The following is a 26,192-nucleotide window of genomic DNA, read 5'->3' on the forward strand; positions in this document are numbered from 1 at the left end:
TGATTATAAACTAGGTATAATTAGTTTCCAATATTTATTTATATTATTAATAATTTTTAATTTTTTTAGTTTTATGTTTTTTTTTTATCATATTTTGTAAAAGTGTTCTTTCTGTTTGAGTAAGTTCTTTATTTTTTGATTTTTTAATTAATTTTTCTATTTTAGTTTCTAATTTTTTTTTTTTTAAAATTGTAATGTAATTTTTGATTTCTTGTAATAAGTTATTTTTTGATAATGTATAATCCCAAGATGCTAATTTAATAAAATATTTAAATAACGAGGTGTTTCTCCATTTTTCTAGTAATATTGCTGTATTAATTTTAGGATTTTCATGTATTTGTTTTACAATATTTTTTATTATTATGTTACTATCAGTTAGTAAATTTAAATTCATATTATATTTGTAAATAATTTCTGGATATTGAATTAGTAAAGAGATGATATTTAATACAGGATTCTTTGATTTGATAAAGTTGTTTTCTTTATTATATATATTTATTGTTTTATTATTATAATTATTAATTAAATGTTCTAATCTATTAATGTCAATTCCTATTTTTTTGGATATTTCTTTTAATAATAATTCTTTGTATATTTCATCTTGAATTTTTAGTATATATGGTTTGATTGTGTGTATAAATTTATGTTTTTCTATAATTGAGTTTGTGTTAAAATATTTATAAAAATTTTCTAAAAGATAAATATCTAATGATTTGGAGTTATTTATATAGTGAATAAATTTTTTTTTTCCTTCTTTTTGAATAATTTCGTCTGGATCTTGATTATTTGGTAATGAAGCAAAATAAATGTTTAATTCTTTGTTTATGTGTGATAGACAAATTTTCATTGCGTTCCATGCTGCTTTTTTTCCTGGTAGATCTCCATCAAAGCAAAAGATTATTTTTTTTGTGTATTTTTTTAATATTTCTATGTGCTTATTTGTTATTGATGTTCCTAATACAGCAACTGTATTTCTAATTTTATTTTGAAATAGTGTGATAACATCAATATATCCTTCTACGATAATTATAGAATTAATTTTAGTTTGTGCTATTTGATATAATCCATAAAGTTCAAAACTTTTTTTAAAAAAGGTTGTTTCTGGTGAGTTGATATATTTTGGACTTTGTTTTTCTTCTAGAGCTCTTCCTCCGAAACCTATGATTTTTCCATAATGATTGTGTATAGGAAACATAATTCTGTTTTGGTATCGATCATAGATTTTTTTATTTTTTTTTATAATCATTCCAGTATCGATTAAATCTTGTTGATGAGTTTTAAATTTATCTATAAGAGTATGAAATCCTTTTGGTGCATATCCTAATTGATAAAATTTTATTGTTTCTATTTTTATATTTCTATTTTTTAAATATTTTATTGCGTTTTTCCCTTTTTTTTCTAGTGTATTTTGGTAAAAAGAATTTATTTTTTCTAATAGATTATATGTATTTGTGAAATAATAAAGTTTATTTTTATTTGGAATAATATTTATTTTTGTATTAATTTTTGAAGTTAATATTTTAACAGAGTCAGAAAAATTTTTGTTAAAATAATTCATAATAAAACTAATTGCATTTCCTCCTTTTCCACATCCAAAGCAATAAAAAAATTGTTTTTTTGTTTCAATTTTAAAGGATGGAGTTTTTTCTTTATGAAACGGACAATATGCAGTAAAATTATTTCCTATTTTTTTTAATTTTAGGTAATTATTAATTATTTGAACTATATCTATTTGTTTTAATACTATATTAGCTATATATTGTGAATCTGTTGGAAACATTATTTTAAGATATTTTTTTATAAATTTTTTTTAAAAATCGAATTTTTGTATTTTTTACATAGAAATTTATTGGTTAATAAATAATAACTATATTAGTTTTTAATATTAAAAATTTTTTAAATTTATTAATTAATTATTCTAATAATATGATAGTTATGAAATTGTAATGTTGATTAAATTATTTTAATATTTTAAATTGTTTAAATACTTTATTTTTTTATATTTTTTCGTTTTTTTATTATGTTTAGTATTTTTTTTAGATTTTTTTATAAAAAGTTCTTCTCTGGTTATTTTTTTAAAATGTCTTTTTATAGCAGCTGCTTGTTTTCTTTTTCGTTCTGTAGTTGGTTTTTCATAAAATTCTCTTTTACTTAATTCATTTAAAATTCCAGATTTCTCACATGATCGTTTAAAGCGTCTTAGTGCATATTCTAAATTTTCTCCATCTTTTATACGAATTGTTGGCATTTATTCTCCTAAAAAAATATAGTTGACATATTCTAATTTTATAGGATGTATTTGTCAAATTTTATTTTTTATAATAAATTATAAAAATAATAATAATTATTATGTATTATTTAGTATAAATGCGAATATTAGGCATAGAATCATCTTGTGATGAAATGGGTATGGCAATTTATGATTCTGAATATGGATTACTTTCTCATGTATTATATTCACAAATTAAATTACATAGAGTTTATGGAGGAATAGTTCCAGAATTAGCATCTCGTGATCATATAAAGCGTTTGATACCACTAATGAATGAAGTTTTATTGAAAGCAAAGTTGAAAATAACTGATATTGATGCTGTAGCATATACTGCAGGTCCTGGTTTAGTTGGTTCTTTATTAGTAGGCACTTGTTTTGCAAAGAGTTTAGCTTATTCGTTAAATAAACCTTCTTTAGCAATTAATCATTTAGAAGCACATTTATTATCGATTAAACTTGATTATCCAAATCTTGATTTTCCATTTTTAGGGTTATTAGTATCTGGTGGACATACTCAGTTGGTTAAAGTATGTTCATTGGGTACTTATTGTTTATTAGGAGATACATTAGATGATGCTGTTGGAGAAGTTTTTGATAAAATAGCTAGAATGATGGGTATTATGTATCCTGGTGGTTCTATTTTAGCTGAAATTGCAGATTCTTTTAATGAAGATAGAGATATTATTAGTGATAATAATTTATTATTTAAAAAATTTCCTAGACCAATGATTTATAAGTCTGGTTTAGATTTTAGTTTTAGTGGGTTAAAAACCTATGCAGTTGAAGTTTGGAATAAAAGTGATAAAGATGAAAGGGCAAAAAAAAATATAGCTAAATTATTTCAAGATGCTGTTATAGATACGATTGTTATCAAATGTAAAAGAGCTATAAAAAAAACTTTAAATAGTAAATTAGTTGTTGTAGGTGGTGTAAGTGCAAATAAAGCATTAAGAAAAGCATTGACAAAGTTGATGAAAAAATTGGATGGTGATGTATTTTTTCCTAGTTTAGAGTATTGTACAGATAATGGTGCTATGGTTGCTTATGTAGGATGTCAATATTTTTTAAAGGGAATTCAAGATCCTGATCTTTCTATATCAGTTAAGCCTAGATGGTCCATTTTGAATGATCGTTGTATATGACATATAGTGTTATATGTTAATTTTGTAAAAATATATTTACCGAGAACGGGATTTGAACCCGTAAAGTTATTAATAACTACTAGATTTTGAGTCTAGCGCGTTTTCCAGTTTCGCCATCTCGGTTTTCATTTTTTATTTTTAATATTTTATAATTTTGTTTTTATTGATATATATTATTTTATATATTTTTATTAAAATTTTTATAAAAATTACCTGATAATAATTTAGATAATCCAATATATTTTTCTGGGTTTAGTTTATTTAATTTGTTTTTTATTTTGATTGGTAGATTTAAATCTTTTATGATTTTTTTTATGTTGTTTTTATTGGTTTTTTTTCCTCTTGTTATTTTCTTTATTTTTTCGTAAGCGTTTGGTATTTTGTATTTTCGCATGATAGTTTGTATTGCTTCAGACATTATTCCCCAATTATTGTTTAAATCTTTTTTTATTGTTCCATGATTAATTATGATTTTTTTATTTCCTTTGATAATTGATTTGTAAGCAATTATTGTATGAGAAAAAGGAACTCCTATGTTTCGTAATATAGTAGATCCTGATAAATCACGTTGTAATCTTGATTTTGTTAGTTTATTTGCAAAATATGCAAATAATGTATTAGATAAACTTAGATTTCCTTCTGCATTTTCAAATTCTATTGGATTATTTTTATGTGGCATTGTAGAAGAACCTGTTTCTTTTGAAAAAAATTTTAAGGAAAAATAGTTTATTGATATGTAGTACCATATATCTTTTGTATAATCAAGTAGTATATTGTTAATGCGTACCATTACATGGCATAATTCTGCTATATTATCATGCGGTTCTATTTGTGTTGTATAATTGTTGAATGAAATTTTAAATGAATTAATAAATTTTTTGCAATGTTTTATCCAATTTATTTTTGGGAATGCAATAATATGTGCATTATAATTTCCTACGGCTCCATTAAATTTTGCTGATAAATTTATTTTAGATAATTGACTTTTTTGATGTTTTAGTCTAGATAAGAACACTACCATTTCTTTTCCTATTGTTGTTGGTGATGCTGGTTGTCCATGTGTTCTAGATAGCATTGGTATATTATTATGTTTTTTCCCTAAAGTTAGGATGCTATTAATGGTTTTAGATAATATAGGTTCTATAACATATTGAATAGCATTTTTTATCATAATTGTATAAGAAAGATTATTTATATCTTCTGATGTGCATGCAAAATGAATATAAGGTATATATTGTTGTAGTATTTTAGATTTTTTAAATTTGTCTTTTAAATAATATTCTATTGCTTTTAAATCATGATTTGTTTTTTTTTCATAGTTTTTTATTTTTTTTGCTTCAGATTCATTAAAGTTGTTTAATATTTTTTTTAAATATTTGTTTTCTTTATGATTTAATTTATATAAATTTTTAATTTTTTTGTTATTTATCAAGGATTTTAACCAATAAATTTCTATTTTTAATCTATGATATATTAAAGAAAATTCACTAAAATAAGCTTTTAATATTTTTGTCTTTTTTGAATATCTACCGTCTATTGGAGATATAGAATGTAAATTGAATGATTTCATTATGTATTCTAATTTTTTATTCTAAGTTAGAATGATTTGTAATTATAAAATATTTTTTAATAAAAATTAAATACATTATTATTGGTTAATAATTTTTATTAATGTTTGTAATCTATATTTTTTATAATTTTTTGTTTATTATAAAATGGTAATGTGTAATTTTATATAAAATAATAGTTTTGTTAGTTGACTTTAAGCAATAGGTTATAAGTAATAACAAATAATTTTTATATTTTATATCATGATAAAATATTTGGTTATTAAATTTAGTAATTTTAAATTATATAAAATAAAATTTTAAAATTTTTATAGTATGTTCATTATAAAATAACGATATTTTATACTTTTTATGTTTTGTATTGTTTTTACAGGAGGGGGTAGTGCTGGTCATATTATTCCAAATATAGCAATTATGGAATCATTAAAATATGATAGTAATTGGAAAATATATTATTTTGGTTTAAATAAAACATTGGATAAGTATCTTATATCATCTTTGCCATTTGTTTCATATCATTGTGTAGTAAGTGGAAAATTGAGACGCTATTTTAGTTGGAAAAATTTTATAGATGTAATAAAAGTTTTATTTGGAATAATTCAAACATTTTTTAAATTTAAAAAAATGAAAGTTGATGTTGTTTTTTCAAAAGGTGGTTTTGTTTCTTTTCCTGTAATTATTGCAGCATGGTTAAATAGTATTCCTGTAATTTTACATGAGTCTGATATAACTTTAGGATTATCTAACCGATTAAGTTTGCCTTTTGTAACATCTGTGTGCTTATCAATGGATTTAAAAAAAAAATATTTATTTTTAAAAAACAAAAAAGTATTTGTTACAGGTGTTCCTATTAGATCTTCTATATTTCGTGGGTTGAAATCTAAAGGTTTATCTTTATGTGGTTTTCATGATAGTATTCCTTGTATATTAATAGTTGGAGGAAGTCAAGGTTCTTTGATTTTAAATTCTATTATAAGAAAGTCATTACATTTATTTTGCATAAATTATCAAATAATTCATTTATGTGGATCTAATAATTTAGATTTATCTTTTTTTTATAGAAAAAATTATTTTCAAATTGAGTTTGCTGATGAAATTTTTTCGGATTTATTAGCGGCAAGTGATATTGTGATATCTAGGGCTGGTGCTAATATTATTTATGAAATTCTCTCTTTAGGAAAACCAAATATTTTAATACCATTGTCTAAAAATGTTAGTCGTGGAGAACAAATTGACAATGCTTTTTATTTTAAAAAAAAAGGGGTTAGTATAGTTTTAAATGAAAATACTGTAACTGCAGAAAGTCTTTTATTATGGGTTAATAAGTTATATGCAAAACGAAAAGATATTAAAAGGAGGATAAAATCTTTATTTGTTAATTCTTCTGTTGAAAATATAGTAAATATTATTAAGAATGAGATAAAATAGAACATTATTTATAATTTATAAAAGATTAAGTTTTATTTTTATTTTAAAAAAAATAATTTTATAGACTAATTGTTTAGATTCTTTTATAATTTTATCGTTTTATGTAACAATTAAAATAGTGATAATATCTTGTATTGATTATACATTGTATATTTTATATAGAATAAAATATATATAAAAAATATTGAAAATTATTGTTATGTATTTATTAAGTCGGTTTTAAAGAAAATAGCAAAAAATTTTATAAAGAATTTTAAAAGTATTTTCTGATTTTATTGTTTTTAGCTATTTCAAAATTATTATTTGTCAGATATTTTTATTTTGTTTTTTATTGTATTAAGCATAGAGTCTATTATGTTAAGGAAATTGAGAGGTATTTTTTCTAATGATTTATCAATTGATTTAGGAACTGCTAATACTTTAATTTATGTTAAAGGAAAGGGTATTGTTTTAAATGAACCTTCAGTGGTAGCTTTAAGAATTAAAGATGGACAGAAAAGAATTGCTGCTGTTGGAGTATCAGCAAAGTCTATGTTAGGAAGAACTCCAAGTAATATTATTGCAATAAGGCCGATGAAAGATGGTGTAATTGCTGATTTTTTTGTAACAGAAAAAATGTTGCAATACTTTATTAATAAGATTCATGAAAATAAATTTATTAGACCTAGTCCTAGAGTGTTAGTATGTGTTCCTTGTGGATCAACTCAAGTTGAGCGAAGGGCTATTCGTGAATCTGCTGTTGGAGCTGGAGCTAGAGAAGTTTTTCTTATCGAAGAGCCTATGGCTGCTGCATTAGGTTCTGGAATGCCAGTAGATGAGGCCAATGGTTCTATGGTAGTAGATATTGGGGGTGGAACTACTGAAGTAGCGATTATTTCTTTGAATGGAATTGTATATCATAATTCAGTTAGAATCGGTGGTGATAAGTTTGATGATTCTATTATTTCATATGTTCGAAGGAATTATGGTACTTTAATTGGAGAAACTATGGCTGAAAAGATAAAGCATGAAATTGGTTTAGCTTTTCCAAATAGAGATATTTTAGAGATTAGTGTAAGAGGTAGAAATTTGACGGAGGGCATTCCTTGTTCTTTTGTATTGAATAGTAGTGAGATATTTGATGCTTTACGTGAACCGATTTTAGGAATAGTTAGAGCAATTAGATCAGTCCTTGAATCTACCCCTCCTGAGTTAGCTGGAGATATAGCTGAATATGGTATGGTCTTAACTGGTGGTGGTGCTTTATTGAAAAATATAGATATTTTGTTGATGGAAGAGACTGGTATACCAGTTTCTATAGCAGAAGATCCATTAACTTGTGTAGTACGTGGAGGTGGAAAAGTATTAGAAACAATGGATTTTTATGAAAATTATTTTATTTCAATTGAATAATTAAAATATGGGTCATGGTAAAAAAAATCTAAGATGTTTTTTATTTTTTTTGTTTTTTTCTTTTGTTTTAATGATATGTGATTTTTATTATAGTTTTTTAGGTATGTTGAGAAATGATGTATTAATGTTGTTTTACCCGGTTAAATATATTATTGATGGTTTTGTCAAGTATTTTCAATTAGTATATTTTTCCTTTGTTAGTAAATTTTATTTTGTAAAGGAAATTAAAAAATTAAATTATGAAATTTTTTTTCTCAAAATAAGGTTACATCGATTAAATTTCATTGAAAGAGAAAATTTAGAATTACGTAGATTGTTATTTGCATCTATTAGAAAATCAATAAAGACAATGGTTGCAGATGTTATGTTCACTAGTATTAATAGTTCAAAGCAAATAATGGTTTTGAACAAAGGATCAAATGATGGTGTTTATATTGGACAGACTGTTTTAGATTCAAAAGGTTTTGTTGGAAAAATAATTGATGTAGGAAAAAATACAAGTACTGTGCTTTTGATTATTGATTCTAAAAGTGCGTTTTTAGTTATGGATATTAGAAATGGTAATTACTTTATTTTAAAAGGCAATAATTCTAATAATTTATCATTGATAAATGCATATGGTAAATCTTCTGTTTATAAGGGTGATGTTTTAGTTACATCTGGATTGGGATGTGTGTATCCAGAAGGCTATCCAATTGGATATATTACAAATGTAAAAAATATTACTGGACATTTTTTTTTAGAGGTAACAGTAAAACCATTTTCTTTATTAAATAAAGATCATTTAGTATTGTTATTATTATCTCATAAACAGGAAGTAAAATGTATTAATCAAATTACTAGAAGTATGAATGTTACATATTATTAGATATGTATTTGACATAAAATGTTTTCGTATATATTTTGTTATATTTATGACATTTGTTTTAAATGTTTATTTTTTTTCGAATTTTTTTATAGAAATTAAACCTTTTTTATTTTTGATATTAATTTTATATTTTCAATTTTATTTTTCTTATATTGTTAATCCTTTTTTTATATTTTGTATTGGCATAATATTAGATGTGTTATCTTGTGCAATATTGGGACAAAATAGTTTTTCTTTAAATTTAACTATATTTTTTTTAAGAGATAAAATTAAGTTTTTTAGTTTTTTTTCTTTTATGCAAAAGTTATTTATAATAGGATGTTCATGTTGTTTGTATCAGATTAGTATGTGTTTTACAAATATTTTATTTGGCCATTATTATATGAATTTAATAGTTATAATCACAAATATACTGTTGAGTATTATTTTATGGCCTTTTATATGTTATTTAATGAATAAGATTTTATTATAATTTGTTATTAGCATTATTTTTTTTCGATGAAATTAAATTATTAATGATAAATAAAATTAATTATAATAATGTAATTATATATTATGTAATATCACTTAATAAGAGTTTATTTTTAATAATAGATATTTTATACTTTGTAGATAAGGTTTTTAGATATTCTATGTTTAGTTTTTTTGAGTGGGATATATTTATATATTTAAATGTATTAGGAAGTTATTGGATTTAATATGAAATATGGGGGGGGTAATTTTGAATTATATTTGTATACCAACTGATGGAGAATTTATTACTGTTAGTGATAATGGGATATTAAATATACCACATTATCCTATTATTCCATTTATTGAGGGTGATGGTATTGGGAAAGATATAACTGGATCAATGTTATATGTTGTTAATTCTGCTGTATATAAAGCTTATGGAAACAAAAAGAAAATTATTTGGTTAGAGGTTTATGTTGGAGATAAAGCACAAAAGATATATGGATTTAGTGAATTTCTTCCAAAAGAAACTTTAGATATACTTAAAAGGTCTTTGGTTTCAATAAAAGGTCCATTAACTACACCTGTTGGTGGTGGTATGCGTTCATTAAATGTAAAAATTCGTCAATTGTTAGATTTATATGTTTGTTGTAGGCCTATTCGTTATTTTTATGGGGTTCCTTCTCCTGTTAAAGAACCTTGGAAGGTTAATATGGTAGTTTTGAGGGAAAATTCAGAGGATATTTATTCTGGCATTGAATGGAAAGCAAATTCAGTAGGTGCAAAAAAAATTATAAATTTTTTGCATGAAAATATGGGAGTTAATAATATAAGATTTTCTAATTCGTGTGGTGTTGGAATAAAATTAGTTTCTGAAAAAGGTACTAAGAGGTTAGTTAAATTTGCTATTCAGTATGCAATTGATAATAATTATGATTCAGTAACATTGGTCCATAAAGGAAACATTATGAAATTTACTGAGGGAGCATTTAGAGAATGGGGTTATGATGTTGTATATAAATATTTTAATGGAATTCCACATTCAAATGGAATATGGGCGAAATTAATAAATCCTAAAAATAATATGAATATTATAGTCAAAGATATAATGGCAGATGCTTTTTTTCAACAAATTTTGTTAAATCCAGAAGATTATGGTGTAATTGCTACCCTGAATTTGAATGGAGATTATATTTCAGATGCTTTAGCTGCTCAAATTGGTGGTATTGGAATATCACCAGGGGCTAATATAGGAAATAATATTGCTTTGTTTGAAGCTACACATGGAAGTGCTCCTAAATATGCTAATTTAAATATTGCCAATCCTAGTTCGTTAATTTTATCCGCAGAAATGTTGTTAAGGCATATTGGATGGTATCAGGCTGCTGATTATATAATAAGTGGTATAAGAAAAACTATTAAGAGTAAATTTGTTACTAGTGATTTTTATAAAAAAATGAAGGATGCAGTTTGTTTAGGTACTATGGAGTTTTCTAAAAAAATAGTAGAGAATATGTGAAGTTTATTTTTACAATATATAAATAATTAAGTTTTGATTGTTATTAAAGTTTTTTTATTTAAGTTTATAAAATAGAATATTATACAAAATATAATGGGTAGATATATAAGTTTTATGTTATTATAAATTAGTTTCATATCTTTAAGAAAATATAATTAGTATTGGTAATTATATACTAAATTAGATATATAATTTTTTTTATATGATAAAGCTATTAAGATTTAAGAAATTATAATTTTTATAATTATTTTATTATTTTTTGATTTTTTTTGTTATGTATAATGATTATTATAAATGTTTTGGTTGTTATTTGAATTAGATATATATTTTTAGTGTTGTATTATCTATATTTTATATGGAGAATTAAGTATGTTAATTTTGACTAGGCGTCTTGGTGAAACATTAATGATTGGTGATGAAGTTAATATTACTGTGTTAGGTGTTAAGGGAAATCAAGTTAGATTAGGAATTAATGCTCCTAAGAATGTTTCAGTTCATAGAGAGGAAATATATTTACGTATTCAAAAAGAAAAAAAAGAAAATAGTAATAAAGTATTAGATAGTAAAACTAAATAAAATAGTTATCAGTATTTTTTTTAAAAGAAAATAATGGTAAAAAAGGTTTTTGGTGGTGTTTTATTTTTTTTTGGAAATTATATTTTTAGAATGATAATATTTGTTGATATTTCGAAAATAAATTATAGATCCTGATGTAATATTGATAATTTTTTTGTTTGTTTTTAATATAAGGTGACCATTATTATTTATTCCTTTATATATTCCAAATAATTTTTTTTTTGATTGTGATATTCCTATATATTTTTCAAATAAATAATCAAATTTCTTCCATTTATTTAAAAAAGAATGAAATCCTGTTTTTAGGAATAATTTTAAATTATTGTTTAGTGAACATAATAAATTAGCGATTAAATGGTTACGGTTATATTTTTTTTTTGTTACTTCATGTAAAGAGCAAAAAAGATTTTTTTTTGATGAATATTTATAAGGATTTAAGTTTATATTTAATCCTATTCCTATGACAATGGTTTGTAAATTATTACATTTAATATTGTTTTCTATTAAAATGCCACCCATTTTTTTATTTTTCCAGAAAATATCATTTGGCCACTTAATTTTTAGATCTTGTTCGATATTTTTAAATTTTAAACTGTCTATAATAGATAGACCAACTATTAAGCTTAGTCCAGATAGTAGATATGATTTACATTTTAAATTCCATTTACTAGAAAGATAAATATTTTTCCCAAAAGGTGAAATCCATTTTTTGTTATTTTTACCTTTTCCATTTGTTTGTTGTTCTGAACAGCAAATTTCTAATATTGATTTATAGGGTAATTTTTTAAGAAATTGGTTTGTTGATTTTAGAGATTTAAAAATATATAAATTAAATTTTTTTTTAAAATTTTTTTTATATAGTAAGTTAGAAATAATTTTTTTATTTATATAATACATTTAAATAGTTTTAATAAATTTTGTTTAGTACAATAAAAGATTGTAATTAAAAAGATTATGTTTCTTATTATAAAGAAAATATTTTTTAAATATATATATATTAATATTTTATATATAAATTATTAATTATTAATTTTATAAAAGTATTTATAGAAGTTTTGTGGATATATTGTTCTATATCGTATTGTCTTAATTTTTTGAGAATAGCAAATAGATGCATTATATAAATTTTTTGGTGAAAAAGACATTATATTCCAATATTGGTTATTTTTTGATTTTAATTCTACTTTGAGGTTGTTAATAAGAGTTTCAATAGTCCAAGAGCATGGATATGACATAGGAAAGGTTATTTTTAATCCGAATGTTTTTATAAATGCTTCTTTTTGTGTCCATATTTTGTAAAACACGGTAGGTTTGAATTTTTCAGATATTTGATTAAATATAGTTAATTCTTCAAAATTAAGAATTTTTTTTATAATTTTATTGAAATTTCTTTTAAAAAAAAATTCAACATCAATACCTATTGGATATTTTTTTCCAATCGCTAATAATGATATTTTGTAAGAATGACTTAAATTAAATTCTAATTGGATATATTTGTAATTAATAAAAGGTTTTCCATTTTTATTAAAGTTTAGTTTTAATTTATGAATATTTTGTTTTAAATAATGACTTAATATTATTTTTAATAAAGCACGATTTATTATAAATTTATGTTTATGATAATTAAAATTAAGTTTGGATGCTTTTGAAATTTCTTGAGAATTAAGAAAATTTTTTGCTAATTTGATTGGAATAATGTTATATGGAAATTCCCATATATCAATTTGGTTTGTTTTTAATTTAAAATTATTTAATATATTATTTTTTGTTTTTAAAAGAAAATTATATGACATATAATATATTATATATTTTTATAAAGTTTTTTATTTGTTTTGATAGATAATTTTTTTTTAAATAAGTATCTATGAATAGAAATTTTTTAGATTTTGAATCTCCTATAGAAGAATTATATCAAAAAATTAAAGCATTATATGTAATAATTTGTGATGACAATAAGAAACATGTTAATAAAAAAATTAATTATCTTGAATCTAAATATTATTTTTTAATAAAAAAAATTTTTTCAAGATTAGATCCTTGGAAAATTGTTCAGATTGCTCGACATCCATTAAGGCCTCAAACAAGTGATTATATATATAGTATTTTTACTGATTTTCAAGAGTTACATGGAGATAGATATTATTCATCAGCTCCGGCAATAATTGGAGGTTTGGCTAAGTTAGGTAATGATTCTGTTATGTTAATAGGTCATCAAAAAGGAAAACATACAAAAGAAAAAATATATCGAAATTTTGGAATGGCTAGACCAGAAGAATACAGGAAAGCATTGCGTTTAATGAAATTAGCAGAAAAATTTGAATTGCCTGTTTTTACTTTTATTGATACTCCAGGAGCATATCCTGGAGTTATTGCAGAAAGATATAATCAATCTAGAGCAATTGCTGAGAATTTATTAGGTATGTCAAGTTTAAAGACAAGAATTATTTGTACAATTATTGGAGAAGCTGGTTCTGGTGGGGCTTTAGCGATTGGTATAGGAGATAGAATTTTAATGTTAGAATATAGTACTTATTCTATTATTTCACCAGAAGGTTGTGCTTCCATTTTATGGAAAGATATAAATAAATCTCATGAAGCTGCATGTTCTATGGGAATTACTTCTAAAGATATTTTAAGATTAAAATTGATTGATAGAATTATTAAAGAGCCTTTAGGTGGAGCTCATAGATGTCCTAATGAAATGTTTTTACATTTAAAAAGTGTTTTTTTAAAAGAATTAAAGATTCTTAAATCATTTTCTCTAAATGAAATTTTAAAGAATCGTTACAAAAAATTTATTAAAATGGGAGTTAAAAATTAGTTCTTTGCTAGATTCTTATTGGTTATCTTATTTAAAAAAATATGATAGGTTATTTGTGGGTTTTAGTGGAGGATTAGATTCAACAGTATTATTATATTCTTTATTTGCAGAGCAATATTTTAGATCAAAAATAATTGCTTTACATATTAATCATAATTTAAGTGATCGTTCTTATTTTTGGGAAGATCATTGTAGACAATTTTGTTACAATAAAAAAATTTTATTTATTTCTAAAAATATTTATTTTACTAAACTTTCTAATGTTGAACAGATAGCAAGAAGAATTAGATATAGTATTTATTTAAGTATTCTTGGAAAGAATGATGCAATTTTATTAGGTCATCATAAAAATGATCAGGTTGAAACTTTGTTATTACATTTATTTAGAGGGTCTGGTATTTGTGGTTTATCTGCTATGCATCCTGTAAGATCTTTAAAATTAGGATACGTAGTTAGACCATTTTTAAAATATGAATCTTATATATTGAGGCAATATGCCGATGAAAATAATTTGAACTGGATTGATGATGATAGTAATCATAATAATGTTTTTTCAAGAAATTTTTTAAGAAATAAAGTTATTCCATTAATTACTTTACGTTGGCCTGGTATTGTTAATAATTTGTTTAGATTAGCGTCTAATTGTTTAGATGCTAGCAATAATTTGTTTGATTTGGCTAGAATTGATTGTCCTGAAATTCTGAATTGTAGATACAAAAATTTTTCTCATATTCCAATAAAAAATTTGATAAAATTAAGCATAGAACGTATAAAAAATGTTTTATATTTTTGGTTTAAAAATTTAGGTATTCTTATTCCTAATTCAAAAATTTTTAATATTATAGCAAGTAATCTTAAAAATGCAGAGAATACTACTAATGTAAAAGTAAATTGGAAGAATATTTGCATAAGGAGTTATAAACAGAATTTATATATTTTATTTGATGAATTTAATTATTATTGTAAATTGAATATGGTAGTGTATTGGATTAATTTTCCTAGTCCTTTATTTTTAGGAAAAAGTTTAGGTACTTTAAATGTAATAAATACTAAATATGGATTATTTATACCTAAGGGTAGTAAAATTTTTATTAAATTTCGTTCTGGAGGTGAGAGGATTAGATGGAGAAAACAAAATAAAACATTAAAAAAATTATTTCAATATTGGAATGTACCACCTTGGTTGAGGTTTAGGATTCCTCTCTTATATATTGATAATGTATTAGCATGTGTTATTGGATATGCGATTAGTGATGATTTTTATTGTATTTCTGAAGAAAATTCTTCTTATTGGTTTAAATTAAAAAATAATTAAAAATTATAGGTTTATGTTTATTAGTAAGGACAATTTTGAATTGTTTTTATATTAATAATATGGTTAATAATACAGGTTTTATTTTTATTGTTAATAGTTTAATTTCAAGTTTTGTATATTAAAATTAGTGATTTTATATTTTATGTGGTTGTATATTAATCTTATGATTGTTATGAAATTGATATTTATCAATAGATAAAATAGATTTATAAATAGTTTTTTGATATACTTATGGTTAAGTACAATTCATAGGTTTATTTATGATTTTTAAAAGATCTTTTTTTAGTGATAGTAATAAATACTTTATGTCATGGTTAGTTTGTTTATCTTCTGGATTGTTTTTTTGTTATGAATTTTTTCAATTTAATATTTTTGATGTTATTAATGAATCTTTACGTAGTGATTTTAAAATTAATTCTGCACAGTTGAGTTGGATGTCGAGTATGTATTTATGGGCAGATGTTTTTTTCTTAATACCTGCTGGAATTATTCTAGATTGTTTTTCTGTTCGTAAAGTTGTATTGATTACTATGTTAATTTGTATTTTTGGTATTTTTGGTTTTGCAATTTCTCATTCATTTATTTTTGCTTCTATTTTTTATTTCATATCAGGTATAGGTAATGCTTTTTGTTTTTTATCTTGTGTTGTTTTGATTTCTAGATGGTTTCCGTCATGTAGAAGAGCATTGATTATTGGTATTGTTATTATGATGGCTTTTATTGGTGGTATGATATCTCATATTCTTTTAACATGGTTAAATAATTTTTTTAATTGGAGATTTTCATTATATATAGATGTAGTGACTGGTTTATTTTTGTTTCTTTGGTTATATCTTGTAATTCAAGATTTTCCATATTTATCTTATCCTAATAAAGATAAGAATATATTATCTATGGATAAGTATAGATTATTTATATGTTTTTTGAATGTTATAAAAAATAAACAAAACTGGTTAATTGGTTTATATACATCTTTGTTAAATTTACCAGTAGTGGTTTTATGTGCTTTATGGGGTGGAACATATTTGCAATATACTTATCATTTATCTAAATTAGAGTCTGTTAAAATAATTAATATGATATTTATGGGAAGTATATTTGGTTCTCCATTGATGGGATGGATTTCAGATTTTTATAAACGTAGAAAACCATTAATGTTTTTTGGAGCTATAATGAATATTATAGTCATGATTCCTTTATGTATAAAGTGTTTGTTTATATCGAAATTTTTATTGTTTATATTATTTTTTTTAATAGGATTTTTTGCGAGTTCTCAAGTTATTAGTTGTCCGTTAATTTCTGAAAGTAATTCTAGTTTAAATACTGGAGCAGCTACAAGTATTGCTTCTATTATAATTATGGGTGGAGGAGCTATAGGACAAGTCTTGTTTGGTTATTTGGTGCAAATTCATTCAAATTATTATATTAAATATTATTTAAATTATGATTTTATTTATGCAATGAGAATTTTTCCTATATCTTTAATAATTGCGTTATTTACAGTTTTCTTTATAAAAGAGACTTATTGTAGATCTTTAGTAGATTAAAATAAGTTTATAGGAACGTAAAAATGTTTAGAGTAGCAAAAAGAAATATAAATTTTTGTTTTAAAAAAAAACTAAGTTTGGTTTTATTTCCATGGTTTATTTGTATATGTGGTTCTTTATTTTTTTTCTATGAATTTATACAGGGAAATATGTTTTCTTCAATTGCTGATAATGTTATGAGAGATTTTTGTATTCATGCCGATAAAATGGCTTATCTTTCTAGTATATATTACGTATCTAACGTATGTTTTTTACCTTTTGCAGGTGGTATTCTAAATAAATATTCGGTTAAAAAAATTATTTTGTTATCTATGCTGATTTGTATAATTAGCATTTTTTGTTTTTCTTATACTAAATCTTTTTACTTAGCTTTAATTTGTAGATTTGTAATGGGAATTGGAAGTGCTTTTTGTTTTTTGAGTCCTATACGTCTTGCGTCAAATTGGATTGTTTCAAATAAAATGGCTTTAGCTACAGGATTTATTGTTACTATTGGAATGGTTGGCGGTATATTTTCTCAATATCCTTTGACAAAATTGGTGATTAGATTTGGATGGAGAAATGCTTTATTAATTGTAGCTTGGTTTGGTGTATTTATATTGTTAATTATGTATTTAGGCATTATTGATAGAAAAGATATTAGAAACAATTTTAGAAAAAATAATACTTCTTTTTTTTGTATTTTAAAAAAAGTATATTGTAATTTTTATATTTTGAGAGCTGCTTTGTATACTAGTTTAATGAACATGGTTGTTGCTGTATTTGGAGCAATGATTGGAACTATTTATTTAATGCGAAGGATGAATGTTATTAAAGAAGTAGCTTCCAGCATTAATACTATGTTGTTTTTAGGTATTATTTTTGGTAGTCCAATTATAGGTTGGATATCAGATATGTTAAAACTTCGTATTATAGTTATGCAAATTGGTGCTATATTGTCTTTTATAGTTTCTGTATTTATTTTCTTTTATCCTGTTTCATTGTTTGAAATGAAATTGTTATTTTTTTTGTTAGGTTTTTTTACTGCATCGCAAATTATAAGTTATGCTTTTGTATCTGAATTAGGTGATTTAGAGATTTCTACTATGTCAGTTAGTGTAGTTTCTACTATTACTCAAGGCAGTTATGTTGTGTATCAAAATATATTTAGTTTTTTATTAATGTATTGTCAAAAAATAAGATGTTTGAAATCTACATTTTTTTATTCTATAGAAGATTATCGTTATGCAATTTTAATTATTCCTTTTGGAATGATTATTGCTTTTTTTATTTTATTTGGTTTAAAGGAAATTAATTATAATTTATTAGAGGAGAGATAATATGTCTTTAAGAAGAGTATGTTTATTGTTATTAGATTCTTTGGGTGTGGGAGAAAGTTTGGATGCTAATAAATATAATGATCAAGGTTCTAATACTTTTGGAAATATTTATATGGCTTGTTCTAATGGAAAGGCAGATCTTGTAGGTATTAGAAGTGGAAAATTGAATATACCAAATTTATCAAAATTAGGAATATATCATGTGGCTGTTGCAAGTTCTGGAATAGATTTGGTAGACTTATCTGTATTAGATAAACCATTAGGATATTATGGATATGCTGTTGAAAAAAGTTTTGGAAAGGATACACCTAGTGGTCATTGGGAAATAACAGGAGTTCCAACTGTTTTACCATGGGGATATTTCCCAAATACTGATCCTTGTTTTCCTAAAGATTTAATTAGTGAATTTATTAAACAAGCTAATTTGCCTGGTGTTTTAGGTCAGAAGCATTCTTCTGGTACCGTAATTATAGAAGAGTTTGGTGAAGAGCATTTACGTACGGGTAAACCTATCATTTATACGTCTAATGATAGTATATTTCAAATTGCGGCTCATGAAGATATATTCAATATAAGACAATTATATGATATTTGTAAAATTGCAAAAATATTAGTGGATAAATATAATATTAGTAGAGTGGTTGCTAGACCGTTTTCTGGAAAACCTGGTTCATTTTTTAGAACGGAAAATCGTCGTGACTATATAGGTGAGCCACCTGAGTCTACTTTGTTAGATATCTTGAAAGAAAATAATAGGGAGGTTATTACTATTGGTAAGGTTTCTGATATTTATTCTAATCGAGGATGTACTAGAATAATTAAGGGAAAAAATAATATGGCGTTATTTGATGCTACTTTGAGCGCTCTTAAATCAGCTTCTTATGGAAGTTTGATATTTACTAATTTTGTTGATTTTGATTCTGTTTATGGTCATAGAAGAAATGTTGCTGGTTATGCGAACGCTTTAGAGTTATTTGATTCTAGGTTACCTGAATTATTTTCTATATTACGTGAAGATGATCTTGTATTTATTGTGTCAGATCATGGTTGTGATCCTACATTTTCTGGGTTTGGTCATACAAGAGAGCATATTCCAATATTAGGTTTTGGGCCAAAAATATCAAGTAATTTTATTGGACGTCGTGATACATTTGCAGATATTGGACAAAGTATTGCAGAGTATTTAAATGTTGGTCCATTAATGCATGGTATATCATTTATTTGATAGGTTTCATTTTGTTGATAGATTATAATTTTTTATGGTTGAATGATGTATCATTGATATGATAGTATCAGAATACTGTACTGTTTGATCTTTTTATTAAGAAGTATAATTATTTTAATAATTTAAGATTATTTTTTTAAAGTTAGGTTGTAAAAAAAATTTTTGTTTATGAGGTTAATGATTTGAATCAGTATTATGGAACAACTATTTTATCGGTTAGAAAAGATAATGTAGTAGTAATTGGTGGTGATGGGCAAGTAACAATGGGAAATATTGTTATGAAAGCTAATGCACGAAAAGTAAGAAGATTATATCAAGATAAAGTGATAGCTGGATTTGCTGGTGCTACAGCTGATGCTTTTACTTTATTTGAAAGATTTGAAAGAAAACTTGAAATGCATCAAGGACATTTATTAAGAGCTGCTGTAGAATTAACAAAAGATTGGCGTACTGATAAAATACTTAGGCGTTTAGAGGCTATTCTTACTGTTTCTGATAAAGAATCATCTTTGATTGTTACCGGAAATGGTGATGTTATTGAACCAGAGGGAGGTATAATTGCTGTTGGATCTGGAGGTCCATTTGCACAAGCATCTGCTTGTGCTTTATTGGAAAATACAAATTTATCTGCTCGTAGTATAGTAGAAAAAAGTTTGTTAATTGCTAGTAACATATGTATTTATACCAATGAAAATTTGACTATTGAAGAGTTAAGCGATTGATTATTATGAATAATGATATGATAAATGAAAGAGTTATGACACCTAGAGAGATTGTTCAAGAATTAGATAAATATATTATAGGACAGGATGAAGCTAAACGTTCTGTAGCACTTGCATTGAGAAATCGGTGGCGTCGTATGCAAATTTCGGATTTAGTGTTGCGTAATGAAATTATGCCTAAGAATATTTTAATGATAGGTCCAACTGGTGTTGGAAAAACGGAAATTGCTAGACGTTTGGCTAAATTGGCAAAAGCTCCTTTTATAAAAGTCGAAGCAAGTAAGTTTACTGAGGTAGGTTATGTTGGTAGAGATGTTGATTCTATTATTCGTGATTTAGCTATAATTGCTTTTAAACAAGAACGAGAAATAGCTATGAAAAAAGTTGAACATTTAGCTAGAATCGCTGCTGAAGAGAGAATTTTAGATGTTTTGTTGCCACCAGCCAGAGGAGATAAACAAAAGAGTGTTAATAATATCGATTTAACAAATAATATATCATCATCAAGTGATGGAAAAGAATCTGTAACTCGTAAAATTTTTAGAGATAAATTAAGAGAAGGAAAATTAAATAAAAATGAAATAGAAATTGAATTATCTGTTTCAAATGTTGGTATAGAAATTATGGCCCCTCCTGGTATGGAGGAAATGACCAATCAATTGCAATCTATATTCCAACAAATTGGAAGTACACGTACTAAATCTAGGAAATTATTAATTTCTAAAGCGATGGAATTGTTAAGGGAAGAAGAAGCTTCCAAATTAGTTAATGAAGAAGATATTAAGAGTCGTGTTATAGAAAGTGTAGAACAAAATGGGATTGTGTTTATAGATGAAATAGATAAAGTAGCTAAAAGAATTGATCATTCAAGTGGTGGTGGTGATATTTCTAGAGAAGGTGTTCAACGAGATTTGTTGCCATTATTAGAGGGAACTACAGTATCTACGAAATATGGAATGATTAGATCTGATCATATACTATTTATTGCATCTGGAGCTTTTCATATATCAAAGCCTTCAGATCTTATAGCAGAGTTACAAGGAAGGTTACCAATTAGAGTTGAGTTAAAAGCTTTGAGTATAAAAGATTTTGAAAAGATTTTAATAGAACCAAATTGTTCTTTAACTGAACAATATGTGGCTTTGATGGCTACTGAAGGGTTAAAGTTAGTTTTTAAATCTTCTGGAATTCGTCAAATTGCAGAAGTTGCATGGAAGGTTAATGAATGTACTGAAAATATTGGTGCTCGTAGATTATATACAGTAATGGAACGTTTATTGGAAGTTATTTCTTTTGAAGCTAGCGATAAAAATGGAGAAACTATTTATATAGATTCAGAATATGTAGGTAAGTATTTAGGAAAATTAATTGAAAATTATGATTTAGCTAGATATATACTTTAAAGAAATAGATTATTTTTTATTTTTTTATAGATAAATTATTGTATTTAGTTTATTGTTGATTTGGATTGATTAATTTTTTAATGTTTAAGAAGTTTTATATAAATTATGGTATATAATAGAAGTCATTTTTTAAAAAGAATTATTGATTTCATTAATTTTGGTCTATATAATTCTAATATGTGTTCGCTTTATTTTGGTCATGGTACTAGCAATGTTTGGGATGATATTTTATTATTAGTTTTGGGAACATTGAATTTGCCACTAAGTATAAATCCAATTGTTTTGCAAACTGTTGTTACATTTAAAGAAAAAAAAAAATTCTTAGTAATATAAATAAAAGAATTGTTAATCGTGTTCCAGTGTCTTATTTAATTAATAAGTCTTATTTTTATGGATTACTTTTTTATGTTAATAGAAATGTATTTATTCCACGTTCACCAATGGTATCTTTATTTTATAAAAAATTTTTGCCTTGGGTAAAAACTTTAAAGGTAAAATCTATTTTAGATCTTTGTACTGGTAGTGGTTGTTTAGCAATATCTTGTTGTTATATATTTTCTGAATCCATTGTTGATGCTACAGATATTTCTGAAAAAGCGTTAGAGATCGCTAGAATTAATTGTAAAAAACATCGCTTATGTAATCGTATTAATTTTATTAGATCTGATTTATGGTGCAAAGTTCCAAATATTGAATATGATTTAATTATTTCTAATCCCCCTTATGTTGGAAAAAAAGAAATGATTGTATTACCAATGGAATATAGATATGAACCAAGAATAGCTTTAGAATGTATTGAAGATGGTTTTTATATTATAAAAAAGATTTTAGTGAATGCTTATAAGTATTTATCTGAAAATGGAATGTTATTCATTGAAGTTGGAGATAAATATAGTAGATTAATAAGTACTTTTCCAAAAATATCTTTTATAAATGTTGATTTAGAATTAGGAGGGACTGGTGTGTTATTATTTACTAAAAAAGATTTAAAAAAAATTTTTAATTATAAGTTATAAAATTATATAAAAAGTTTTTTATTCTATAAATAAAGAATAATTATTTTTTTTATAGGATAAAGAAAAGTTTGTTTTGATGATAGTGAATTATCGGTTTGTATTTTTTTTTAGCAATGGTGATTCTATTCTTTTAAAAGTATTTTAGATTTTTTTATTTATAATGAAAAGGCTAAATATTGCAATTGTTGGAGCTACAGGAATAGTAGGAAGAATGATTTTATCTATAATAGAAGAAAGGAAATTTCCTATAGATAATATTTATCTTTTAGCTGGAAAAAATTCTTTAGGGAAAAAAATTTTTTTTGAGAAATATGAATTGATTGTGGAAAATCTAGAATCTTTTAATTTTTCTCAAGTTGATATTACTTTTTTTTCATGCGGAAGTTTTATTTCTAAAAATTTTGTTCCTATAGCTGTTGATTCAGGTTCTATTGTTATTGATAATTCTTCATATTATAGATATGAGGAAGATATTCCTCTTATTGTACCTGAAATTAATAGTGCTTGTATTAGTAAGTATATTTCAAGAAGAATTATTTCGAATCCTAATTGTTCAACTATAGGAATGGCTTTGGTGTTAAAGCCTTTTCTTGATTTTGTTGGAGTTCGTAAGGTTCATGTGACTACTTATCAGTCAGTGTCTGGTAGTGGGAAAAAGGGTATTAATGAATTGATCACTCAATTCAAGTTATTGTTAAATGGATATGCTATTAATAAACCAATTATTTATCCTTATCAAATTGCATTTAATGTTATTCCTCATATTGATGATTTTTATGAAAATGGTTATACATTAGAAGAGATGAAAATGATTTGGGAAACTAAAAAAATAATAGGAAATCATGACATACTTATTAATCCTACTGCAGTTCGTGTTCCTGTTTTATATGGACATTCTGAAGTGTTAAATTTGGAACTTAAAAATTTATTAAGTATAGATGAAGCTAAAAGAATATTAAAAAAAGCATCTGGAATAAAGTTGATTGATAGTTCAATGTGTAATAAATATCCTACACCAGTTTCTCATGCTATTGGAAAAGACGAAGTTTTTGTTGGTAGAGTTAGAAAAGATATTACAAATCCTTGTGGATTAAATTTATGGATTGTTTTAGATAATATAAGGAAAGGATCTGCTACTAATATGGTACAAATTGCTGAGATTTTGCAGAGGGATTATTTTTAAATTTTTTAAAATGAAAATAATTTATGATATTTTTATTTTATATTTGTTCATTTATATTTGATTGTTTATGTTTTTGCATTTAATATTGTATATTATTGTTTGTTTTTTAATTATTTTTCTTTGTTTACACTATTTTTTTTTAACAGATTTTGTTGATTGATTGTTGTTATTGAATAATTTGTATTTGTATTGTATTGTTTTTGTGCACATTTTAAAATGTATTTGTTTTGATGAATTTTATTTCCTTTTTTGAGATTTTGAAAATTTTCTAATGTAGAATTATAATAGTTATGATTGTAAAAATTTTTATGATTATACTCTTGATTAGTAATGTTAGTGTTATTTTGTTTAATATTGTTGTTTTTTTCCTTTGTATTGCTAAATAAATTATACCAAAATCGTTTTAGTAAATTTTTATGTTTTTTATATTTTTTTGTATTTTTTTGTTGTTGTGATGTTGTAGATATTTTTGACGTAATTGGTGAATGATTTATAAAATTATTATATTTATAATCTGAATATATATTTGATGAATCTATTTTTTTTGTTGGAGAATAATTTAATTTTTTATTTTTTTCATAATAAAAAATTTTTGTAATTATATATTGAGGTATTTCTAAATAAGGACTAGAGATAATTAAGATTTTTACTTCATGACGTTTTTCAATGTTTTGGATAAATTCACGTTTTTCGTTAAAGATAAAAGTTGCTATTTCTGCTGGTAATTGAATTTTTACTGCGAATGTTTTTTCTTTTAATGCCTCTTCTTCTGCTAATCTTAATATGGATAGACTATATGATTGTATACTTCTTACAGTTCCTCTTCCTTCACATTTTGGACATACTTCTTGAGAGGATTCCCCTAAAGATAATCTTAATCGTTGACGAGACATTTCTAGTAGTCCAAATCGTGATATGTGACCTATTTGGATTCTTGCTCTGTCAGTTTTTAAGGATTCTCGTAAGCAATTTTCTACTTCACGTTGATTTTTGATTTGATACATATCGATAAAGTCAATAACAATTAACCCACTAAGGTCTCTTAATCTTAATTGTCTTGCAATTTCATGAGCTGCTTCTAAGTTAGTATTTAGAGCTGTATCTTCTATGTCTGTTCCTCCAGTTGATTTGGATGAGTTTATATCTATAGATACCAGAGCTTCTGTTCTATCAATGATTAAAGAACCTCCAGATGGTAATAAAACTTTTCTTTGATAGGCTGTTTCAATTTGACTTTCAATATGAAAAAAAGTAAATAGTGGTATACTACTGTTATACAGTTTAAGATTTGGCAAAAGTTCTGGTTTTATTTTTTCTATATATTTTTTTGCTTTAATATAAGAAAATTGGTTATCAATGATAATATCGTTTATAGTTTTATATAAGTTATCTCTAATCGATCTAATAATTATATCACCTTCTTGATGAATTAAACATGGAGCTGTTTTTGTATTAAATTCTTTTAAGATAATTTTCCATTGATCATATAATATGTTTAAATCGGATTGTAATTCATTTATTTTTTTTCCAAATCCAGCTGTTCTAATTATAATGCTCATGTTTTTAGGAACTTTTAAAGTGTCTATAATTTCTTTAAGATTTTCTCTATCTTCTCCTTCAATTCTTCTAGAAATTCCATTTGATTTAGGATTGTCTGGCATTAATACTAAGTAACATCCTGCTAGTGTTATATACGTAGTTAATGCAGCTCCTTTATTTCCTCTTTCTTCTTTATTTACTTGAACTAGTAACTCTTGTTTTTCTTCCAATAAAGAATGAATTGGATATTTTTTAAATTCTTCTTTGAAGTTTAAGGAATTATTATTATGTTTTTGTTTTAGATATTTAGGTAATATCTCTTTTAATGGTAAAAATCCTTGCTTTTTAGATCCATATGTTACAAAAACTGCATTTAAACTAGGTTCTATACGTGTAATTATTGCTTTGTATATATTACCTTTTTTTTTAGTTTCTGATGGACATTCAACGTCTAAATCGTATAAATAATTGTTTTTAATGAGTGCAACTCTAATTTCTTCGTTTTGGATTGCATTTATTAGTATTTTTTCCATTATTTACTCCGATACATTTAAAATATAATATTTTAATTAAAGTAGTTTAGTTAAGTTAAATTATTTTTATTTCTTATTTTTTAATAATATTTCATCACTTAAAATGATATTTTTATGTTTATTTTTTTATGAAATATTATGTATACTATATGTAGTATATTTATTTTTTTTTAAATATTTTTTAAATTATAAAGAATTTTATTTACATTAAAATTTATTAATTTTTTTTAGTTAATTTATGTTTGTATTATACAATTTTATTATAATAAAAATTATTTTAATTATTATTGTTTGGCATGAATTAACATGTATGTTTTTGATCTAATAATGATGATAAGGATGTTAATGTAT

23 protein-coding genes and 1 tRNA gene are annotated in these 26,192 nt (G+C 24.0%); 17 read left to right on the top strand and 7 right to left on the bottom strand.

The genetic code is table 11. From position 1 onward, the window contains the following. Positions 1–46: 46 nt before the first annotated feature. Together dnaG and rpsU are read right to left on the bottom strand one after the other, a co-directional pair. The gene (gene dnaG, locus RQL38_RS02250; RefSeq protein ID WP_338521453.1) at positions 47–1,780 is read right to left on the bottom strand and encodes a DNA primase; all 1,734 of its coding nucleotides are present in this window, start codon (positions 1,778–1,780) and stop codon (positions 47–49) included. A 183-nt stretch (positions 1,781–1,963) separates the two neighbouring features. Beyond that, positions 1,964–2,248 (bottom strand): 30S ribosomal protein S21, encoded by a 285-nt coding sequence (gene rpsU / locus RQL38_RS02255; protein ID WP_338521456.1) that lies wholly within the window; start codon positions 2,246–2,248, stop codon positions 1,964–1,966. 119 nt (positions 2,249–2,367) lie between these two features. Here rpsU and tsaD point away from each other — a divergent pair, with 119 nt between their 5' ends. Beyond that, the gene (tsaD, locus tag RQL38_RS02260) at positions 2,368–3,414 is read left to right on the top strand and encodes a tRNA (adenosine(37)-N6)-threonylcarbamoyltransferase complex transferase subunit TsaD (RefSeq protein ID WP_338521458.1); all 1,047 of its coding nucleotides are present in this window, start codon (positions 2,368–2,370) and stop codon (positions 3,412–3,414) included. A 37-nt stretch (positions 3,415–3,451) separates the two neighbouring features. Here the strand turns inward: tsaD and RQL38_RS02265 are convergent. Both RQL38_RS02265 and purB read right to left on the bottom strand, forming a co-directional pair. Beyond that, positions 3,452–3,537 (bottom strand) — tRNA-Leu (locus RQL38_RS02265). A gap of 55 nt (positions 3,538–3,592) precedes the next feature. Next, the gene (gene purB, locus RQL38_RS02270) at positions 3,593–4,984 is read right to left on the bottom strand and encodes an adenylosuccinate lyase (RefSeq protein ID WP_338521460.1); all 1,392 of its coding nucleotides are present in this window, start codon (positions 4,982–4,984) and stop codon (positions 3,593–3,595) included. Between the two features lie 349 nt (positions 4,985–5,333). Here purB and RQL38_RS02275 point away from each other — a divergent pair, with 349 nt between their 5' ends. The 6 genes from RQL38_RS02275 to csrA all read left to right on the top strand — a co-directional run bounded on the left by RQL38_RS02275 (position 5,334) and on the right by csrA (position 11,218). Then, positions 5,334–6,410 (top strand): undecaprenyldiphospho-muramoylpentapeptide beta-N-acetylglucosaminyltransferase, encoded by a 1,077-nt coding sequence (locus RQL38_RS02275; RefSeq protein ID WP_338521461.1) that lies wholly within the window; start codon positions 5,334–5,336, stop codon positions 6,408–6,410. 354 nt (positions 6,411–6,764) lie between these two features. Next, positions 6,765–7,802 carry a rod shape-determining protein gene (locus RQL38_RS02280; RefSeq protein ID WP_338521463.1) on the top strand — a complete coding sequence of 346 codons (1,038 nt, stop codon included), beginning with the start codon at positions 6,765–6,767 and terminating at the stop codon, positions 7,800–7,802. A gap of 7 nt (positions 7,803–7,809) precedes the next feature. Beyond that, positions 7,810–8,670: a rod shape-determining protein MreC gene (gene mreC, locus RQL38_RS02285; protein ID WP_338521465.1), complete on the top strand. Its 861-nt coding sequence runs from the start codon at positions 7,810–7,812 to the stop codon at positions 8,668–8,670. Beyond that, positions 8,654–9,142, top strand: coding sequence for a rod shape-determining protein MreD (gene mreD, locus RQL38_RS02610; protein ID WP_422388203.1), 489 nt, complete (start codon positions 8,654–8,656; stop codon positions 9,140–9,142). The genes mreC and mreD overlap by 17 nt, the downstream gene beginning before the upstream one ends. Positions 9,143–9,388: 246 nt before the next feature. Beyond that, complete coding sequence (icd, locus tag RQL38_RS02290; protein WP_338522015.1) at positions 9,389–10,642, top strand: NADP-dependent isocitrate dehydrogenase; 1,254 nt, start codon at positions 9,389–9,391, stop codon at positions 10,640–10,642. Between the two features lie 369 nt (positions 10,643–11,011). Further along, entirely contained in the window at positions 11,012–11,218 is a 207-nt protein-coding gene (gene csrA, locus RQL38_RS02295) for a carbon storage regulator CsrA (protein ID WP_338521467.1), read from the top strand. A gap of 60 nt (positions 11,219–11,278) precedes the next feature. Here the strand turns inward: csrA and RQL38_RS02300 are convergent, their stop codons facing one another. Together RQL38_RS02300 and RQL38_RS02305 are read right to left on the bottom strand one after the other, a co-directional pair. After that, positions 11,279–12,115 (bottom strand): biotin--[acetyl-CoA-carboxylase] ligase, encoded by an 837-nt coding sequence (locus RQL38_RS02300; protein WP_338521469.1) that lies wholly within the window; start codon positions 12,113–12,115, stop codon positions 11,279–11,281. 122 nt (positions 12,116–12,237) lie between these two features. After that, positions 12,238–13,011: a 4'-phosphopantetheinyl transferase family protein gene (locus RQL38_RS02305; protein ID WP_338521471.1), complete on the bottom strand. Its 774-nt coding sequence runs from the start codon at positions 13,009–13,011 to the stop codon at positions 12,238–12,240. Between the two features lie 71 nt (positions 13,012–13,082). Between RQL38_RS02305 and RQL38_RS02310 the strand changes: the two genes are divergently transcribed. From RQL38_RS02310 to RQL38_RS02355, 10 genes are all read left to right on the top strand, one after another. Further along, complete coding sequence (locus tag RQL38_RS02310; RefSeq protein ID WP_338521473.1) at positions 13,083–14,039, top strand: acetyl-CoA carboxylase carboxyltransferase subunit alpha; 957 nt, start codon at positions 13,083–13,085, stop codon at positions 14,037–14,039. Positions 14,040–14,043: 4 nt separating this feature from the next. Beyond that, the gene (gene tilS / locus RQL38_RS02315; RefSeq protein WP_338521474.1) at positions 14,044–15,354 is read left to right on the top strand and encodes a tRNA lysidine(34) synthetase TilS; all 1,311 of its coding nucleotides are present in this window, start codon (positions 14,044–14,046) and stop codon (positions 15,352–15,354) included. Between the two features lie 260 nt (positions 15,355–15,614). After that, positions 15,615–16,901: an MFS transporter gene (locus tag RQL38_RS02320; protein ID WP_338521476.1), complete on the top strand. Its 1,287-nt coding sequence runs from the start codon at positions 15,615–15,617 to the stop codon at positions 16,899–16,901. Between the two features lie 23 nt (positions 16,902–16,924). Further along, positions 16,925–18,220, top strand: a complete 1,296-nt coding sequence (locus tag RQL38_RS02325) for an MFS transporter (RefSeq protein WP_338521478.1) — start codon at positions 16,925–16,927, stop codon at positions 18,218–18,220. Position 18,221: 1 nt separating this feature from the next. After that, positions 18,222–19,445, top strand: coding sequence for a phosphopentomutase (locus tag RQL38_RS02330; RefSeq protein ID WP_338521480.1), 1,224 nt, complete (start codon positions 18,222–18,224; stop codon positions 19,443–19,445). A 182-nt stretch (positions 19,446–19,627) separates the two neighbouring features. Then, a complete protein-coding gene (gene hslV, locus RQL38_RS02335; protein WP_338521482.1) occupies positions 19,628–20,167 on the top strand; it encodes an ATP-dependent protease subunit HslV in 540 nt (179 codons plus the stop codon). A gap of 5 nt (positions 20,168–20,172) precedes the next feature. After that, the gene (gene hslU, locus RQL38_RS02340; RefSeq protein ID WP_338521484.1) at positions 20,173–21,570 is read left to right on the top strand and encodes an ATP-dependent protease ATPase subunit HslU; all 1,398 of its coding nucleotides are present in this window, start codon (positions 20,173–20,175) and stop codon (positions 21,568–21,570) included. 105 nt (positions 21,571–21,675) lie between these two features. Beyond that, complete coding sequence (locus RQL38_RS02345) at positions 21,676–21,903, top strand: hypothetical protein (RefSeq protein ID WP_338521486.1); 228 nt, start codon at positions 21,676–21,678, stop codon at positions 21,901–21,903. 26 nt (positions 21,904–21,929) lie between these two features. Continuing rightward, on the top strand, positions 21,930–22,586 hold the full coding sequence (prmB, locus tag RQL38_RS02350; protein WP_338521488.1) for a 50S ribosomal protein L3 N(5)-glutamine methyltransferase: 657 nt from the start codon (positions 21,930–21,932) through the stop codon (positions 22,584–22,586). A 157-nt stretch (positions 22,587–22,743) separates the two neighbouring features. Beyond that, positions 22,744–23,769: an aspartate-semialdehyde dehydrogenase gene (locus RQL38_RS02355; RefSeq protein WP_338522017.1), complete on the top strand. Its 1,026-nt coding sequence runs from the start codon at positions 22,744–22,746 to the stop codon at positions 23,767–23,769. Between the two features lie 110 nt (positions 23,770–23,879). Here RQL38_RS02355 and RQL38_RS02360 read toward each other — a convergent pair whose 3' ends face one another. Beyond that, the gene (locus tag RQL38_RS02360; RefSeq protein ID WP_338521489.1) at positions 23,880–25,841 is read right to left on the bottom strand and encodes an Rne/Rng family ribonuclease; all 1,962 of its coding nucleotides are present in this window, start codon (positions 25,839–25,841) and stop codon (positions 23,880–23,882) included. Positions 25,842–26,192 lie beyond the last annotated feature (351 nt).

Source organism: Candidatus Legionella polyplacis (assembly GCF_037013735.1).
GTDB classification, from domain to species: domain Bacteria; phylum Pseudomonadota; class Gammaproteobacteria; order Legionellales; family Legionellaceae; genus Legionella_E; species Legionella_E polyplacis_A.

Excerpts from the sequence above, each read along its gene's own strand:
- RQL38_RS02310 (WP_338521473.1), top strand. The coding sequence starts at position 13,083 with ATGAATAGAAATTTTTTAGATTTTGAATCTCCTATAGAAGAATTATAT.
- RQL38_RS02300 (WP_338521469.1), bottom strand. The coding sequence starts at position 12,115 with ATGTATTATATAAATAAAAAAATTATTTCTAACTTACTATATAAAAAA.
- rpsU (WP_338521456.1), bottom strand. The coding sequence starts at position 2,248 with ATGCCAACAATTCGTATAAAAGATGGAGAAAATTTAGAATATGCACTA.
- purB (WP_338521460.1), bottom strand. The coding sequence starts at position 4,984 with ATGAAATCATTCAATTTACATTCTATATCTCCAATAGACGGTAGATAT.
- RQL38_RS02280 (WP_338521463.1), top strand. The coding sequence starts at position 6,765 with ATGTTAAGGAAATTGAGAGGTATTTTTTCTAATGATTTATCAATTGAT.
- RQL38_RS02360 (WP_338521489.1), bottom strand. The coding sequence starts at position 25,841 with ATGGAAAAAATACTAATAAATGCAATCCAAAACGAAGAAATTAGAGTT.
- mreD (WP_422388203.1), top strand. The coding sequence starts at position 8,654 with ATGTTACATATTATTAGATATGTATTTGACATAAAATGTTTTCGTATA.
- RQL38_RS02305 (WP_338521471.1), bottom strand. The coding sequence starts at position 13,011 with ATGTCATATAATTTTCTTTTAAAAACAAAAAATAATATATTAAATAAT.
- RQL38_RS02345 (WP_338521486.1), top strand. The coding sequence starts at position 21,676 with ATGGTATATAATAGAAGTCATTTTTTAAAAAGAATTATTGATTTCATT.
- csrA (WP_338521467.1), top strand. The coding sequence starts at position 11,012 with ATGTTAATTTTGACTAGGCGTCTTGGTGAAACATTAATGATTGGTGAT.
- tsaD (WP_338521458.1), top strand. The coding sequence starts at position 2,368 with ATGCGAATATTAGGCATAGAATCATCTTGTGATGAAATGGGTATGGCA.
- RQL38_RS02275 (WP_338521461.1), top strand. The coding sequence starts at position 5,334 with ATGTTTTGTATTGTTTTTACAGGAGGGGGTAGTGCTGGTCATATTATT.
- RQL38_RS02320 (WP_338521476.1), top strand. The coding sequence starts at position 15,615 with ATGATTTTTAAAAGATCTTTTTTTAGTGATAGTAATAAATACTTTATG.
- RQL38_RS02325 (WP_338521478.1), top strand. The coding sequence starts at position 16,925 with ATGTTTAGAGTAGCAAAAAGAAATATAAATTTTTGTTTTAAAAAAAAA.
- RQL38_RS02330 (WP_338521480.1), top strand. The coding sequence starts at position 18,222 with ATGTCTTTAAGAAGAGTATGTTTATTGTTATTAGATTCTTTGGGTGTG.
- hslU (WP_338521484.1), top strand. The coding sequence starts at position 20,173 with ATGAATAATGATATGATAAATGAAAGAGTTATGACACCTAGAGAGATT.
- mreC (WP_338521465.1), top strand. The coding sequence starts at position 7,810 with ATGGGTCATGGTAAAAAAAATCTAAGATGTTTTTTATTTTTTTTGTTT.
- dnaG (WP_338521453.1), bottom strand. The coding sequence starts at position 1,780 with ATGTTTCCAACAGATTCACAATATATAGCTAATATAGTATTAAAACAA.